General features: G+C 61.5%; 13 protein-coding genes. 2 read left to right on the top strand and 11 right to left on the bottom strand.

Annotated elements, in window-relative coordinates:
• Positions 1–20: 20 nt before the first annotated feature.
• Positions 21–1,148, bottom strand: a complete 1,128-nt coding sequence (locus IFT59_RS15750) for a BMP family ABC transporter substrate-binding protein (protein WP_192087457.1) — start codon at positions 1,146–1,148, stop codon at positions 21–23.
• 377 nt (positions 1,149–1,525) lie between these two features.
• Between IFT59_RS15750 and IFT59_RS15745 the strand changes: the two genes are divergently transcribed.
• Both IFT59_RS15745 and IFT59_RS15740 read left to right on the top strand, forming a co-directional pair.
• Entirely contained in the window at positions 1,526–2,146 is a 621-nt protein-coding gene (locus IFT59_RS15745; protein ID WP_197978124.1) for a GntR family transcriptional regulator, read from the top strand.
• A 202-nt stretch (positions 2,147–2,348) separates the two neighbouring features.
• Positions 2,349–3,026 carry an HAD hydrolase-like protein gene (locus tag IFT59_RS15740; RefSeq protein WP_192087524.1) on the top strand — a complete coding sequence of 226 codons (678 nt, stop codon included), beginning with the start codon at positions 2,349–2,351 and terminating at the stop codon, positions 3,024–3,026.
• 13 nt (positions 3,027–3,039) lie between these two features.
• Here the strand turns inward: IFT59_RS15740 and ggt are convergent, their stop codons facing one another.
• The 10 genes from ggt to IFT59_RS15690 form a co-directional block, all read right to left on the bottom strand.
• Entirely contained in the window at positions 3,040–4,629 is a 1,590-nt protein-coding gene (gene ggt / locus IFT59_RS15735; protein ID WP_192087455.1) for a gamma-glutamyltransferase, read from the bottom strand.
• 91 nt (positions 4,630–4,720) lie between these two features.
• The gene (locus IFT59_RS15730; RefSeq protein WP_113111371.1) at positions 4,721–5,491 is read right to left on the bottom strand and encodes a glutamine amidotransferase; all 771 of its coding nucleotides are present in this window, start codon (positions 5,489–5,491) and stop codon (positions 4,721–4,723) included.
• Between the two features lie 96 nt (positions 5,492–5,587).
• Complete coding sequence (locus IFT59_RS15725) at positions 5,588–6,430, bottom strand: ABC transporter permease (protein ID WP_062460012.1); 843 nt, start codon at positions 6,428–6,430, stop codon at positions 5,588–5,590.
• On the bottom strand, positions 6,427–7,371 hold the full coding sequence (locus IFT59_RS15720) for an ABC transporter permease (protein ID WP_062460010.1): 945 nt from the start codon (positions 7,369–7,371) through the stop codon (positions 6,427–6,429). The genes IFT59_RS15725 and IFT59_RS15720 overlap by 4 nt, the downstream gene beginning before the upstream one ends.
• Position 7,372: 1 nt before the next feature.
• Entirely contained in the window at positions 7,373–8,443 is a 1,071-nt protein-coding gene (locus IFT59_RS15715) for an ABC transporter ATP-binding protein (protein WP_192087454.1), read from the bottom strand.
• Positions 8,440–9,432 carry an ABC transporter ATP-binding protein gene (locus tag IFT59_RS15710; protein ID WP_192087453.1) on the bottom strand — a complete coding sequence of 331 codons (993 nt, stop codon included), beginning with the start codon at positions 9,430–9,432 and terminating at the stop codon, positions 8,440–8,442. The genes IFT59_RS15715 and IFT59_RS15710 overlap by 4 nt, the downstream gene beginning before the upstream one ends.
• Positions 9,433–9,436: 4 nt before the next feature.
• On the bottom strand, positions 9,437–10,339 hold the full coding sequence (locus IFT59_RS15705; protein ID WP_192087452.1) for a PfkB family carbohydrate kinase: 903 nt from the start codon (positions 10,337–10,339) through the stop codon (positions 9,437–9,439).
• 6 nt (positions 10,340–10,345) lie between these two features.
• On the bottom strand, positions 10,346–11,203 hold the full coding sequence (locus tag IFT59_RS15700; protein WP_192087451.1) for a BtpA/SgcQ family protein: 858 nt from the start codon (positions 11,201–11,203) through the stop codon (positions 10,346–10,348).
• A gap of 95 nt (positions 11,204–11,298) precedes the next feature.
• Positions 11,299–12,813 (bottom strand): ABC transporter substrate-binding protein, encoded by a 1,515-nt coding sequence (locus IFT59_RS15695; RefSeq protein WP_192087450.1) that lies wholly within the window; start codon positions 12,811–12,813, stop codon positions 11,299–11,301.
• A 203-nt stretch (positions 12,814–13,016) separates the two neighbouring features.
• Positions 13,017–13,787: a GntR family transcriptional regulator gene (locus IFT59_RS15690; RefSeq protein ID WP_192087449.1), complete on the bottom strand. Its 771-nt coding sequence runs from the start codon at positions 13,785–13,787 to the stop codon at positions 13,017–13,019.
• Positions 13,788–13,939: the final 152 nt, after the last annotated feature.

The raw sequence follows: 13,939 nt of genomic DNA, 5'->3' as shown, positions 1-13,939 counted from the left end.
GACGCTTCTCCCTTCTTTTTTCAGGAGGTGGAGCCGACGACGCCCTCGACGAGGTAGGCCATGCTTTCGAGATCGATCGCGTCCTCCGCATAGGCCTTGTCGGCCGCGATCACGGCATTGCCTTTGTTGTCCTTGAGGGGACCCTTGAACACGGAAAGCTTGCCGGTCATGGCCTCGGCAAGCGCCGCATCGAACATCTTGCGGCCTTTCTCCGATACACCGGGACCGAGCGGGCTCATCTTGACGAAGCCGTCCTTCAGTCCACCACGAACGAAGTTCCCGAGCTTTTCTCCGGCCTGGGCCTTCTTGATGAAATCGGTATAGACGTTGCCCCAGGCCCATTCGGCACCGGTCAGGTATTTCTCTGGCGCAAGCGGGCTCTGGTCGGCGTGATAACCGCAAACGAACGCGCCGCGGCCGGCGGCGGTCTCGACAACGACCTTCGGGCTGTCGACGTGGCAGGTGATGACATCCACCCCCTGATCGACCAGCGCGTTGGTGGCTTCGGCTTCCTTGATGGCGAGCGACCACTCACCCGTGAAGATCACCTGGCAGGTGATGGTCGGGTCGACGGAACGAGCCCCGAGCAGGAATGCATTGACGTTCTGAACCACCTGCGGGATGGGCTTCGCCGCGACGAACCCGATCTTCTTGCTCTTGGTCGCGTTCCCGGCGGCAACGCCGTTCAAATATTGACCCTGATGGATGTAGCCGAAATAGGATCCCGTATTGGCCGGGTGCTTGCCCGCCTGCCACAGGCCACCGCAATGGCGGAACTGGGTGTCGGGATACTTCGCTGCCATAGCCAGCATGTGGGGATCGAAATAGCCGAACGACGTCGGGAAAACCAACGACGCGCCATCGAGGTTGATCATCGATTCCATCGTCTTCTGGACATCGACGGTCTCGGGCACGTTTTCTTCTTCGACGAGCGTGACACCCGGCATGGCCTTGATCACCGCAGCACCTTCGGCGTGCGCCTGATTGTAACCGTAGTCATCCTTCGGTCCGACATAGATGAAGCCGACTGTCAGCGCGGTCTGCGCCCATGCGGTTGCAGGCGTGAGACCCGGGACTGCGCTAGCCGCAAGTCCAGCCGCAGACACCTGCAGAAAATTTCGGCGGTTCATGGAAAGGAGTTTCGTCATCGTCATTCTCCCTCGCGGCGCTCGGCCGTTCGCTATTGGACAAGGGACAGCAAGCAACAGGCGTGCCACTTTGTAAGTCATTGAAAACGCTGATGCCGACTGAACAGACAACAAGAACTGACAAAACTGCATGCAGTTTTGGACGAGCGTGCTGATTTTAGCGGCACTGTATGAAAAATATTCGGAGAAACCGAGATGCGCTCCCAGCGCTATCTAGGATTCCTGGACGAAAAGCATTTAAGTTCAATGCATTGAGGAAAGCGTTGACATGGCGGAACACGAACTGCATCTGTATGCACTACGTCTAAAGCGCCGAGAGTGTCGTGACTGAGGTGAAGCGAAGAAGATTAGTCCGGGCCGGGACGACTGTGGAGCAGATGGTGAGAGCCATTGCCGATATGATCGTGACCGGCGAGATGCTGCCTGGCGAAAGGCTCGACGAGCTTTCTCTCGCCGCCCGGTTCGAAGTCTCCCGGACGCCTGTCCGGGAAGCGTTGCGGGAACTTGGCGCAATGAGCCTGGTTGGCCGGGAGCCCAATCGCAGCGCCGTCGTGATGAACGTGTCGCAGGCCCGCCTACACTCCATGTTCGAGGCCATGGCGGAACTGGAAGGCATCTGCGCGAGGCTCTCTGCCGAGCGCATGACGGTCGACGAGCGACGTGGCTTGGATATCGAACATCGCAGTTCGATACATCTCGTGCATTCGGGCTCGCCGGAGGACTATTCCGCTTACAACACCGAATTCCACAACAGGCTTTACCGAGGAGCTCACAACGATCACCTTCTCGAATTGGCAACACAGACCAGGGCAAGGCTGGCGCCATTTCGCCGCGCGCAGTTTCGTCTGACCGGGAGGCTCTCGAAGTCATACGATGAGCATGACCGGATCGTTACCGCCATTCTGCGCGCCGATTGCAAAGCCGCCGGGCAGGCGGCCTTCGACCATGTGTCGATCGTCAGCGACGCCAGCGCGGTTTTTGTTGCAGCGCATGGTTGAGGTTTTGACGTCGCGGATTTTCGAAAGGCTAGCTCTTCGAGAGGCGAGGACGACGGTTTGCTTCCCATCACGGAGTGCGAATGTTGTGCTGTGACGAGATCCCGCAAAATTGCATTGAGACCGTTGGGAAAGACTATATTTGTCTTATTCAACGGCATACCGATTGGTGCTGCTGTATGACCTGTCCAATGAAAGCGTTTTCATGCCGTATGCCGCCGCACCTGCAATCCTGCTAGATCTGGATGGAACTCTAATCGCGTCGGAACCCGGAATTGTGTCGAGTTGCAGGGCAGCCCTTCGTTCCCTTGGACATGATACTGATCCTGCCATGGACATCAGGTCGATCATTGGCCCGCCGATAGAGGACGTCATGCGGTACCTGCTCGGACAGTTCGGCGACGACCGGGTCACCGAAGGGGTCGATGCCTACCGGCAGGACTACGGGTCGCGAGGCCTTCTTCTGAGTGAGGTCTATGACGGTATCCCGGAAGCTCTTTCCAGGATGAAGAAAGAAGCCAGGCTTTTCCTCGCGACATCCAAGCGCGAAACGTTTGCGCGCCGCATACTGGAAGACAAAGGCCTAGATGCTCTGTTCACCGGTATTTATGGATCGACCCCGGCCGGCGACATCGACCATAAGCCTGAACTGATTGCGCACATTATCCAGCAGCATGAGCTTGACGCGGATCGTTGTGTCATGATCGGCGATCGAAAATACGATGTCACCGGCGCCCATGCCAACGGCATGCGGGCTGTTGGTGTGCTCTGGGGCTACGGTGAGCAAGCCGAACTGGAGAGCGCGGGAGCGGATCGCCTGGTCGTACAGACCGCGGAACTGGCCGATGTCGCGCTTGGCATGGTGTCCAGCACCGAACGATAATCCAGGCTGTCGCTTAATAACCGAGCGCGATGCCGTCCTTGCGGTGGTCGGTGGCTCCCAGCAGAACGCCCCGCTCGTGGTCGATGTAGATTGCCTGCGCACCGCCGATCGGTTCGTCCGCCCAGACGGTCGTGTGGCCGCGACGTTCAAGATCCATCCGCACATCGTCGGAAATGGTTGGCTCGAGACTGAGCTTGCCATCGAAAAAGAAACTGCGCGGCTGGTCGCTCGCCTGCTGCGGATCCATGTCTCGATCGAGGATTTGGCTCAGCAGATGGCAATGGCCGACCGCCTGGTATTGCCCGCCCATGACCCCGAAGGTCATGCGCGTCTTGCCGCCCTCGGCCAGCATGCCGGGGATGATCGTGTGGAAGGGCAGCTTGCCGGGGCCGATGGCGTTGGGGTGGCCTTGTCTGACCACGAAGCCCGCGCCGCGGTTCTGCAGCAGCACGCCGGAGCGTGGCGCGTAGATGCCGCTGCCAAATGCGAAGAAGATGGAGTTGATCAGCGAGACGGCGTTGCCGTCGCGGTCGACCACGGTCACGTAGACGGTGTCCTTATGCGTCGGACCTTCCCAAGTGCCAGCCGGAGCGGCCTTTTCAAGGCTGATCTTCGAGCGGATCGCGTCTATCGAGCGATCCGACAGGATGGCATCGCCGTCGGCCGTCATATGGGCGGGATCGGCGATCACCTGGTCACGCCAGGCATAGGCTGCCTTCGATGCTTCGGCGAGAAGATGGATGCGGTCTGCCTCCGACAGCGTCTGATCGCGCAGGTCGAAGCCGTCGAGGATGCGCGCAATCATCAAAGCGGCAAGCCCCTGGCCGTTTGGCGGGCATTCCAGCACATCCCGGCCCCGATATTTGGCCGAGATGGGTGCGGTTTCAAAGGCGGCGAAACTGGAGAAGTCACTTTCCTCGTGCAGGCCACCTAGCGACTGCAACAGGCCGACGATCTCCTCGGCCACCAGGCCCTTGTAGAAGGCGTCGCGGCCGCCCGTCGCTATGGCGCGCAGGGTGGCGGCCAGCGCCGGGTTGGTCATCCGCTGGCCGGTCACCGGCGCCATGCCGTTCGGCAGGAAGTAGCTTGCGGAGCCTGCGAACTTACCGACGCGGGGGCTGTAGCGCGCCCAATCGAGCGCGACGCGTGGGGTGATGCAATAGCCATCCTCGGCAGCGGTAATCGCTGCGGCCAGAACACGGTTCATCCCGAGGCTACCATGGCTTTCGATCAGCCGGCACCAGGCATCCACTGCGCCGGGTACGGTTACGGCATGTGCGCTATCGTCGGGGATGGAGGAGAAGCCTTTGTCGATGAAATAGGCTAGCTCGGCCTTCTGGGGTGCACGGCCGGATCCGTTGAGCGCGACTGGCGTTCCGCCGGCCGGTGAATAGAGAGCAAAGCAATCGCCGCCGATGCCGGTCATCAGCGGGTCGATCACCGATTGCAGCGCCACCGCCGCCACCGCCGCATCGACCGCATTGCCGCCGGCGCGCAGGATATCGACCGCCGCCAGGGTCGCCTGGGGATGGGAGGTCGCAGCCATGCCGCGGTCCGAAATGGCGACCGAGCGTCCCGGCTTGAAGAAATCGCGCGATGTCATGGCATCTGCTCCTGATCTGCGAAGATTGGGTATCGGCGGCCGGCCGGTGGTCTCGCATCCGGCCAGCCGCGTGTTTCGTCGCGCGCTGCCGTCAGCGTGTTTCGGTCATCCAGCCGAGGATGTTTTTCCAGAGCCTGGCGTAACCTTCCCATTCGCAGAAAGCCGGCGAAAGCCAATGAGGGCCGATGTCCGAAGTCCACGCCACGGTGCGGCCTTCGCCATGGGTGCCGGTCACCAGCAGCGGATGGCCGCCTTGGTCTTCGGGCAGGCGGGCGAGCACGTCCACATCGGCGCGGTCGCGCACCTCCACCTCGTTGACGCCCAGAAGCAGAGGCCATTCGCCGCTAAGGCCGGCCATCACCGGATGGTCGGGCTTGAGGACGACGGCGGTCGAACCCTCGGGTATTTCAACCCGATCGTCGTAGGGCAGGCAGGTGACGGGCAGCGTGTCCTCTACGGCCGTGCGGCGCCAGCGTGCCTTGCCGTCGATGCCCTGGAACGAGAAATATCCGCCGACCATCAGCAGTCCTCCGCCCTTTTCCACCCAGGCCTTGATGAGCTTCAGCCGGTTGGGCACGGTCTTGGAATGCAGCCATACGGCCGGCGGCAGCAGCAGCGAGTTGGCGCCGATATCCGAGAGGATGATCGCATCGTAGGCGTCGAGCCCGGCCATCTCGAAGGGGAATTTCTCGACCGCGTCATGGGCCGGCATATAGGTCAATTCGTACTCGCTGCCATCGAGCGCCTTGACCAGCGGCTCGGCGCCGAGGTGGAAGGTGACGCTGCCGAACTGGTCGAAGCCCTTGTAATGGGTGGCGGAGCTGATCCAGCTTTCGCCGACGAGAAGCACTTTCTTGGTCATGTCTTACCGGTCCTCGTGAGGAGTTGGAATATCGCTCTTGGTGGCGTCGGTTGCACCTTGAGCGAGGTGGAAGATGGCGGGTCCAGTGGCATCGGCTCAGTCGCGCGGATCGAGACGGTCGCGTAAACCATCGCCGAAGATGTTGAAGCCGAGCACAGTCAGGAAGATTGCAGCACCCGGAAACCAGGCGAGCCAGGTTGCCTGGTCGATAAAGCTGATTGCATCACGCAGCATGCTGCCCCAGGTCGGGGTCGGCGGCTGGACGCCAAGACCGAGGAAGGAAAGATAGGACTCCGTGATGATCGACGAGGCAAGCAGCAGCGATGCCTGGACCAGGACGGGCGACAGGGCATTGGGCAAAACGCTGCGGGTCATGATCGTCAGATTGCTAAAGCCGAGCGCCCGGTTCGCCTTCACGTAATCGAGGCTGGAGACCAACATGGTCTGGGCGCGGGTCACCCGGGCGATGGTCGGCGTGTTGATGACGGCGATCGCGATGATCGTGTTGGTAAGCGACGCGCCAAGCGCCGCTGTGATGCCGAGTGCCAGCAGGATGCCCGGAAAGGCCAGTAGAACGTCCATGCAGCGCATCAGAACCGCATCTGTTCTGCCGCCCAGGTAGCCGGCAACAAGGCCGATCGGCAGGCCGAAAAGAACCGCGCCACCGACGCTGATCACGCCGACAAGCAGCGATACCCGTGCACCGGACAGGATACGCGACAGCACGTCGCGACCGAGATCGTCGGTACCGAGAAAATGATCGGCTGACGGTGGGGCAAGCGTTGCCATGAAATCGGCAGCGTCAGGCGCATAGGAGGACAAGACCGGTCCGAACACCGCAGCCAGGACAAGAATGCTGACCAGCGCCATGCCGAAGGCACTGCGGCTGTCTTCCACAAGACGGCGTATCAACGAGTGAGATGCGGGAGCTGTGGTCATGCACGTTTCCTCAGTCTGGGATCGAGCGTCGCGTAAAGAAGGTCGGTGGCAAGATTGATGAAGACGAAGAGTACGGCGGATGCCAGGATGGCGCCTTGCACCACGGGATAGTCACGCGCGAAGATCGCATCGACCGTCAGCTTGCCGATGCCCGGCCAAGCGAACACAGTCTCCGTTACCACCACGCCGCCCATCAACTGGCCGAGCTGCAGGCCGACCAGCGTCGTTACCGGGATCAGCGCGTTGCGCAGCGCATGTTTCCAGACCACACGTCGAAAGGGCAGGCCCTTGGCGCGCGCCGTCCGGATATAGTCCGCATTCAGCACGTCCAGCATGGCGGCGCGGGTCATGCGCATGGTCGACGCGGCCATGGCGACACCGAGCGTGATCGCCGGCAGGGTGATGTGGCGTAAAGCGCCAACGGGATCTTCCCCGATAGGCACGTAGCCGGAGGAGGGGAAAATCTGCAGACGGATCGACAGGAAGAGGACAAGCAGGATCGCCAGCCAGAAGCTCGGCAGCGAAAGGCCTGCCAGCGAAATCAGCGAGACACTATAATCAGCGACGCTGTTGCGGCGTGCTGCGGAAATCACTCCGGCCGGAATGGCGATGACCAGCGAGATCAAAAGCGCCGCTAGGCCGAGCTGCATGGTCGGCACCATGGCGGTCATGACCATGCTGAGGACCGGTCGGCCCGACTGGATGGAACGACCGAGATCGCCGATCAGAAGATGCCCGAACCAAGAGATGAACCGGAGCGGCAACGGCTCGTCGAGCGCAAATTTTGCGCGCAGCGCGGCGATCGCTTCCGGCGTGGCGTCCATGCCGAGCATGGCGGTGATCGGATCTCCGGGGATCATCGCGAGCAGCGTGTAGGAGAGCACGCAGAGGCCGAAGAGGACCGGAATGACCGAGAGAACGCGGGTGACGATCAGCTTCATGTCAGATGTCCTCAACCTGTTGCGTTTGGCGGTCACGGGCGCGGCGATAGGCGGCCATGCGGGCAGAGGCGGATGTGCCCGGCAGGGTGTCTGGGAGCGTCTCGACCTGCGGAAGCGTCGTAGCGAAGAAACAGGCCGACAGGTGGGCCGCATCCACCGGCACGAGTGGCGGCTCCTCCTGCGTGCATCGGTCCTGCACATAGGGACAGCGCGCGGCGAACCGGCAACCGGCGATGCGGTTGGTCGGATCGGGTGGCTCGCCTGTCAGAAGCACATGCGATTTTCTCTGGATCTCGACGCGGGGTGCGGCGGCCAGAAGCGCCCGGGTATAGGGATGCTTGGGATTGTCGAAGAGTTCGCGGGTCGGCGCCTGCTCGACGATCCGGCCCGAATACATGACCGCGACATCGTGGGCCAGATGGCGAACGACGGCGAGATCGTGCGAGATGAAGATGAAGGCGACGCCGGTATCGCGCTGCAGGTCCTGCAGAAGGTTGACGACCTGCGCTTGCACGGAAACATCCAGCGCTGACACCGGCTCATCGCAGATAATCAGATCCGGCTGCACCGACAGCGCCCGGGCGATCGCGATGCGCTGCCTCTGGCCGCCGGAAAACTGGTGAGGGAAGCGGTCCAGCTGTTCAGCGGACAGACCGACCGCTTCCATCAGGGCGGCGGCGCGCTTCAATGCTTCCGGCCTGTCGCAAAGCCGATGCAGCAGCATGGGGCGGACCAGGACCTCGCGAATGCGTTCGCGAGGATCGAGCGATGCAAAGGGATCCTGAAAGACGACCTGAACCCGCCGACGAAAGCGGCGAAGGCCATTGCTGTCGAGAGCCATGGCATCCTCGCCGTCGAGACGGATGCTGCCGCTGTCGGGATCCTGAAGGCGCAGCAGCAGGGAGCCGACCGTGCTCTTGCCGCAGCCGGATTCACCGACGACCGCAAGCGTGCGGCCACGCTCGACCGAAATGCTGACAGTGTCGACCGCATAAAAGCGCTTGGGCTTTCCCCAGCCGGTGGAGACGGAAAACGATTTCACCAAATTTTCGGCGGCGAGCAGTGGCGTCATGCCAAGTCCTCCACGGGCGCGCGCCAGCAGGCGACATGGTGGTCGACGCCAATCTCGCGCAGTGGCGGGAGCTTGGCGCATTCGGGTGCCGCAAACGGACAGCGCGGCGCGAAACGGCAGCCGAGCTCCTCCTCCCATGGCGGCGGCATGCGGCCGAGGATAGGCTCGAGGCGTTCCACCGTCGCGCCCAGATGCGGCATCGCTGCCAGGAGGGCGAGCGTATAAGGGTGCTGGGCATCGGTAAACAGAGAGGCGGCCGGCGCCCTTTCGACGATGCGGCCGGCATACATGACCGCCACGTCGTCGGCGATTTCCGAAACCACGCCAAGATTGTGGGTGATGAACAGGATGCCCATGCCGGAGCGCTCCCGAAGCTCCATCAGCAAGGCAAGGATCTGCGCCTGAATGGTCACGTCGAGCGCCGTCGTCGGCTCGTCGGCGATCAGCAGCGACGGTTCGCAGGCCAGCGCCATGGCGATCATCACGCGCTGGCGCATGCCGCCTGACAGCTCGTGTGGATAGGCATCGAGCCTGCGCTCGGCGGCAGGAATATGAACGCTCTGCAAAGCCGCGAGCGCTTTTTCCCGGGCTTCGGCAGCAGATACGTTCTGATGAAGTTGGACCGCCTCGGCAATCTGGTCCCCGATTGTAAAGACCGGATTGAGACTGGTCATCGGCTCCTGAAAGATCATCGCCATGCGGCTGCCGCGCAGCTTGAGCATGTCGCGTTCGGTGAGTGTCTTGAGATCGTTGCCTTCGAACAGCGCCTTCTCTGCCGTCATTTCCGAAATATCGTCCGACATGAGCCGCATCAGCGACATGGCGAAAACGCTCTTGCCGGATCCTGACTCTCCGACAACGCAAGTGATGCGGCCAGGGGCAATTTCCAGCGAAACATCCCTCACGATCCGAACTCGCTTGCCCGGCGGACCGAGGGCCACGGACATGCGATCGATGTCCAGAAGAAGGTTCTGTTCTGTTTGCGCCATCACGTCAGGCCTCCGTTTTGCAAAGGGCGGAGAGTTCGGCAGGGCTGGGCAGTGCGCGGAAGGCGCCGGGACGCGTGGCCGTGATGGATGCAGCAGATTGGGCATAGGCGATCGCTTTCTCCAACGAATGGCCGAGCGAGAGGGTCGCGCACAGCGCGCCGCAAAACGTGTCGCCGCAGCCGGTCGTGTCCCTGACCTTGACGGCAATCGCTTCGTGGTGCCGAGTGGTGCCGCTCGAGTGCACCAGACAGCCGTCGCCACCGAGCGTGATGATGGTGGTTTTTGCGCCTCGTTCGTGAAGCCTTGCAGCCGCAGCACGGGGATCATCCAGACCACTGATGGCTTCGGCCTCACCGCGATTGACGACAAGAATATCGCAGTGGGCAAGCAGCGGCGTGGCATCCCACCAGATCGGGGCCGGGTTGAAGACCGTATAGGCGCCGCGGTCGCGTGCGGCCTTGAACCCGGCAAGTGTCGTCTCCTGCGTCAGATTTCCCTGGGCAAGGAAGAGATCGCCTGCCTCAGTGTTGGCGGCGAAGCGGGACGCGGCTTCTTGAAAAAAGGCGGCGGCACAGGCGCCGGCGGTGACGATGCTGTTTTCGCCATCGGGCAAGACCATCAGGAGCGAGAAATCGCTTGAGCCTTCCAGCCGCTGCGGTTCGAAGACCAGGTTTTGTTCGGCCCCGAGGATTCGGATGATCTCCTCGCCCATGCCGTCCTTGCCGATCGGGCCGGCAAAGCGCGTATCGGCCCCGGCGCGGGCGGCAACGACCGCCTGATTAAGGCCCTTGCCGCCAGGCGCACGCATGGCACCGTCGCCGAGCAGAGTTTCGCCCCGCTCGGGCAGGCGTGGCATCTGCAGGCTGATATCGAGCCCGGCATTGCCGAGTACAAGGACCTTAGCCACGCGCGGTCAGCTCCTTGCCTTATTGACGGCCTGCATAAAGACGTTCAGGCGCTCGGGATCGACGGGGTTCCACCAGACGCCGTCGCGTTTCAGGTAGCTTGCGACGATGACGGCGTCTGCGACCGAGAATATATCGCCGACATTGTCTGGCGTGACGCCGGAGCCGACGGCGACGGGAAGCGACGTGCCGCTATCGATGGTCTGCAGCTCTTCCATGGTGGCGGAATCGCCGGTGCGCTGGCCTGTGGCGATCGCTACGTCGGCGTCGAAGAATTCGTTGTCGCGGGCAAGTTCCTGGATGGTGCGGTCGCCGGTGATCGCATGGGCGCCGTGCTTGACGTGCACGTCGGCAAAGATCTTGATGTCACGGGCGCGGAGGTACGCACGGTAGCGCGCAGCTTCGCCGGCGGGTCCGTCCATCAGGCCTTCGTTTGCGACATAGGCATTGGACCACTGGTTGACGCGCACGAAGGCGGCGCCGGCGGCCTTGGCAACCGCAATCGCCTGGATCGCGCCGTTGGCCAGAACATTGACGCCGACCGGAATGCCGGTTGCGCGACGCACTGCGTCTGTCATCACGGCCATGGAAGCGGCGGTTTCCGGACCAAGATTGTTCGGCTTGGCGAACGGGATGTCGCCGTGGTTTTCGACGATCAGGCCATCGACGCCGCCGGCCTTGTAACGCTCTGCCTCGGCAACGGCAAAATCGATAATCTCGGAGATCGGCTGACCGTCATAATCGGGCGAGCCGGGAAGAGCGAGGGAATGGATCACTCCGATGACGGCCTTGCGGCGTCCGAAAATCTGCTCGATGGCATTTGGCTTCACGCGGAAGACCGGTTTTGCCTTTGGTGTTTCACTCATCTGGTTGCCTTTTTGGTTTTGCAGTCTTTTGGCACCGTCGCGACGCAGCAGGGCGCGCGACGGTGTGTCGTGAAGTTAGAGGAGAGCGGAAGGGATCACTTCTGGAGCCACGCGTCTCCGAGGCGGAAGGCGGTGTCTGGGTAAGGGGTCCAGTGAAGCTTCTCGGTCGAGCCCTGCAGCGTCGAGTCGAAATGCAGAAACAGCATTCCGGCGTCGTCGGAAATCATCTGCTGAGCCTGCCTGTACATCGCAGCGCGTTCGGTCTGGTCGGCGCTGACACGCGCCTTTTTCATCAGGCTGTCGACGTCATCATTGCTGTAGCCCGAGAAGTTGTTCGGACCGCCTTTGGTGAACCAGTTGTACATGTTGCCATCCGGGTCCGGACGACCGGTCCAGGGCGACCAGGAGATATCGAAGTCCTTCTTCTGAAGGACCGAGATCAGGCTTGTCGCGTCAACCTGACGGACCGAGACCTTGAAACCGGCTTCCTGCGCCTGCGCCTGGATGATCTGTGCGACGCGGAGCTGCAGGGGCGAGGCGACGACGGTGATCGCGAACGGCACGCCGTCCGCATGACCAGCCTCGGTGAGGAGTTGTTTGGCCTTTGCAACGTCACGCTTGTAGGGCTTGAAGTTAGGATCGAACGCCCAGGTGATCGGTGGTGGAACGGGGCCAAAGGCAGGCGAACCCGTATTGAAGTAGGCCACCTTGTTCACGACGTCCTTGTCGACGGAATACAGCAATGCCTGACGGACCTTCATATCGTTGAAGGGGGGCTTGGTATTGTTGATCGAGAAGGCATTGAAGCCGAGGCCCGGAATGTCGGCCACATTGACAGACGGATCGGTCTTGATCTGCGCCAGGCTCTGCGGCGGGACGATGTCGACCAGTTGTAGATCGCCACTTTTCAGGCCGGCCGTGCGCAGCGTCTCGTCAGGGATCGGTCGAATGATGACCTTGTCGAGAGGGGCACGTCCCTTGTGGTAGCCGTCGAAGGCAGAAAGCACCATCTGGCCGTTCTTGGTCCAGCTATCGAGCTTGAAAGGTCCGGCACCAACCCCTTTGGTCGCGAAATCCGGGCCGAGTTTCTGCAGCGCGGTCGGCGAGACGAAAAGGCCCGCGCGGTTCGTCATCACCAAGGGAAATTGTGCGTAGGGCTGCGAGAACTTGACGGTGAACGCGAGCGGCCCCGTAACCTCAACCGATGCGATCGGGCCGAGGTCCGAACGACGCGGCGAACCGGTCTTTTGGTCTAGCATACGGTCGAGATTGAACTTCGCGGCCGCGGCGTCGTAAGCGGTTCCGTCCTGGAACGTCACGCCCGGTTTGATCTCGAATGTGTAGGTGAGGTTATCGACCTGTTTGTAACTGGCAATGCCCGGGACGACCTTGAGATCCGGCGTCATGGTCAGCAGGGGTTCATAGATCAGGTATTGCTCGTAGAGCTCGAAGTAGGAGGCGAAGAAGGCGGGATCCAGTGTCACCGGATCCGAGACGACGCCGATGTTCAGCGTGCCGCCTTTTTCTTGTGTCTGAGCCGAAGCTGCGACAGGCAAAAGAGACAGGGAGAGGGCTGCGAGGCCCAGAAACGAGGTGCGTATAGTCGTCAACGACATGTTCCTTCTCTGGCGATTCTTATTTTTGTTGTGTCTTCAGTTTTTCTCGGGACGCACCTCTCCTGCGCCGGGAAGCCCGTCGGGACAGATGGTCACGGATGTTTGTCTTCATCGACGGCTGCCAAAACGGCACGGATATCCGGCAGAGCCCCCGACCAAGCCGCGGGCTCCTGTGTTGCGATCAGCCTTTCGAGCTGTCAGGCTTTGATGAGCTTCACGTGGAAGCTGTAGCGTTCTGCGAGATAGTGCAGAACGACGTATTCCACTGGCTGCCTGTCGGGCATCCAGGAGGTTCGGTGGCAGATCAGCACGACCGCCGGCTGCCGGACGTTGAGGATGCGGGCCGTCATGGTGTCGGCCATTGCGGCTTCGATGCGTTCGTCGCCACCGGCGAAAACGATGTCGTCGCGCCGGAGTCTTTCGTAAAGCGAGCCGCTATCCAGTTCCTCGATCGTCGGGATACCCGACTTCTTGAACAGTTGCGGGCGCAGATATGTGATCGAGGTTGCAAGCGGCATGCCGTCCGCCAGCATTGTCCTGTCGATCTCCACCACGTCGTCGCCGGGCTGAAGTTGTAGCTCCAAAGCGATTGCCGCACTGGCGGACACGACCTTGACGGATCGTGTTCGATAGCCGGGTGTGAGACCGCGCCGACGCATGTCTTCCGAAAACGAGGAGATCTGGTTCAACGGACGCTCGACACGCGGTTCGATGACGATCGACCCGACACCGGAGCGTCGCTTGATGAGACCTTCGGTTTCCAGATAGTCCAGAGCTGCCCGTGATGTACTCCGGCTTACACCGAAGCGCTTGTTGATCTCCGCTTCCCCCGGCAGAACATCGCCAGGCTTGAAACTGCCGCTCTCGATGTCCGTCCGCAACCGGTCCGCAATCTGCGACCAGCGTGGTATCGGGCTTTCTTCAAGATCGGTATCATTCCAGCTCATGGCGATAGAGTATAACGTCATGACATTTCGTCAAGGCTATTTTTGAGCAATTTGCTGTGCGCTTAGTTTTTGGGCGAGTTGAGTATTATTGAACAGCGCTCGCCGATGGACGGTGCCGAGGTGGCCGTCGAAGTGCGGTCCCTCCAACGCGGGAAGTATGTTCGTGGTCGAGT

Source organism: Rhizobium sp. CFBP 8752 (genome assembly GCF_014842035.1).
GTDB classification, from domain to species: Bacteria; Pseudomonadota; Alphaproteobacteria; order Rhizobiales; family Rhizobiaceae; genus Neorhizobium; species Neorhizobium soli.
Note: the sequence above shows the minus strand (reverse complement) of the source record. Positions and strands in the feature narration are given on the sequence as shown.

Coding starts and splice junctions, on each gene's coding strand:
- IFT59_RS15750 (WP_192087457.1), bottom strand. CDS start 1,148: ATGACGAAACTCCTTTCCATGAACCGCCGAAATTTTCTGCAGGTGTCT.
- IFT59_RS15745 (WP_197978124.1), top strand. CDS start 1,526: ATGGTGAGAGCCATTGCCGATATGATCGTGACCGGCGAGATGCTGCCT.
- IFT59_RS15740 (WP_192087524.1), top strand. CDS start 2,349: ATGCCGTATGCCGCCGCACCTGCAATCCTGCTAGATCTGGATGGAACT.
- ggt (WP_192087455.1), bottom strand. CDS start 4,629: ATGACATCGCGCGATTTCTTCAAGCCGGGACGCTCGGTCGCCATTTCG.
- IFT59_RS15730 (WP_113111371.1), bottom strand. CDS start 5,491: ATGACCAAGAAAGTGCTTCTCGTCGGCGAAAGCTGGATCAGCTCCGCC.
- IFT59_RS15725 (WP_062460012.1), bottom strand. CDS start 6,430: ATGACCACAGCTCCCGCATCTCACTCGTTGATACGCCGTCTTGTGGAA.
- IFT59_RS15720 (WP_062460010.1), bottom strand. CDS start 7,371: ATGAAGCTGATCGTCACCCGCGTTCTCTCGGTCATTCCGGTCCTCTTC.
- IFT59_RS15715 (WP_192087454.1), bottom strand. CDS start 8,443: ATGACGCCACTGCTCGCCGCCGAAAATTTGGTGAAATCGTTTTCCGTC.
- IFT59_RS15710 (WP_192087453.1), bottom strand. CDS start 9,432: ATGGCGCAAACAGAACAGAACCTTCTTCTGGACATCGATCGCATGTCC.
- IFT59_RS15700 (WP_192087451.1), bottom strand. CDS start 11,203: ATGAGTGAAACACCAAAGGCAAAACCGGTCTTCCGCGTGAAGCCAAAT.
- IFT59_RS15690 (WP_192087449.1), bottom strand. CDS start 13,787: ATGACGTTATACTCTATCGCCATGAGCTGGAATGATACCGATCTTGAA.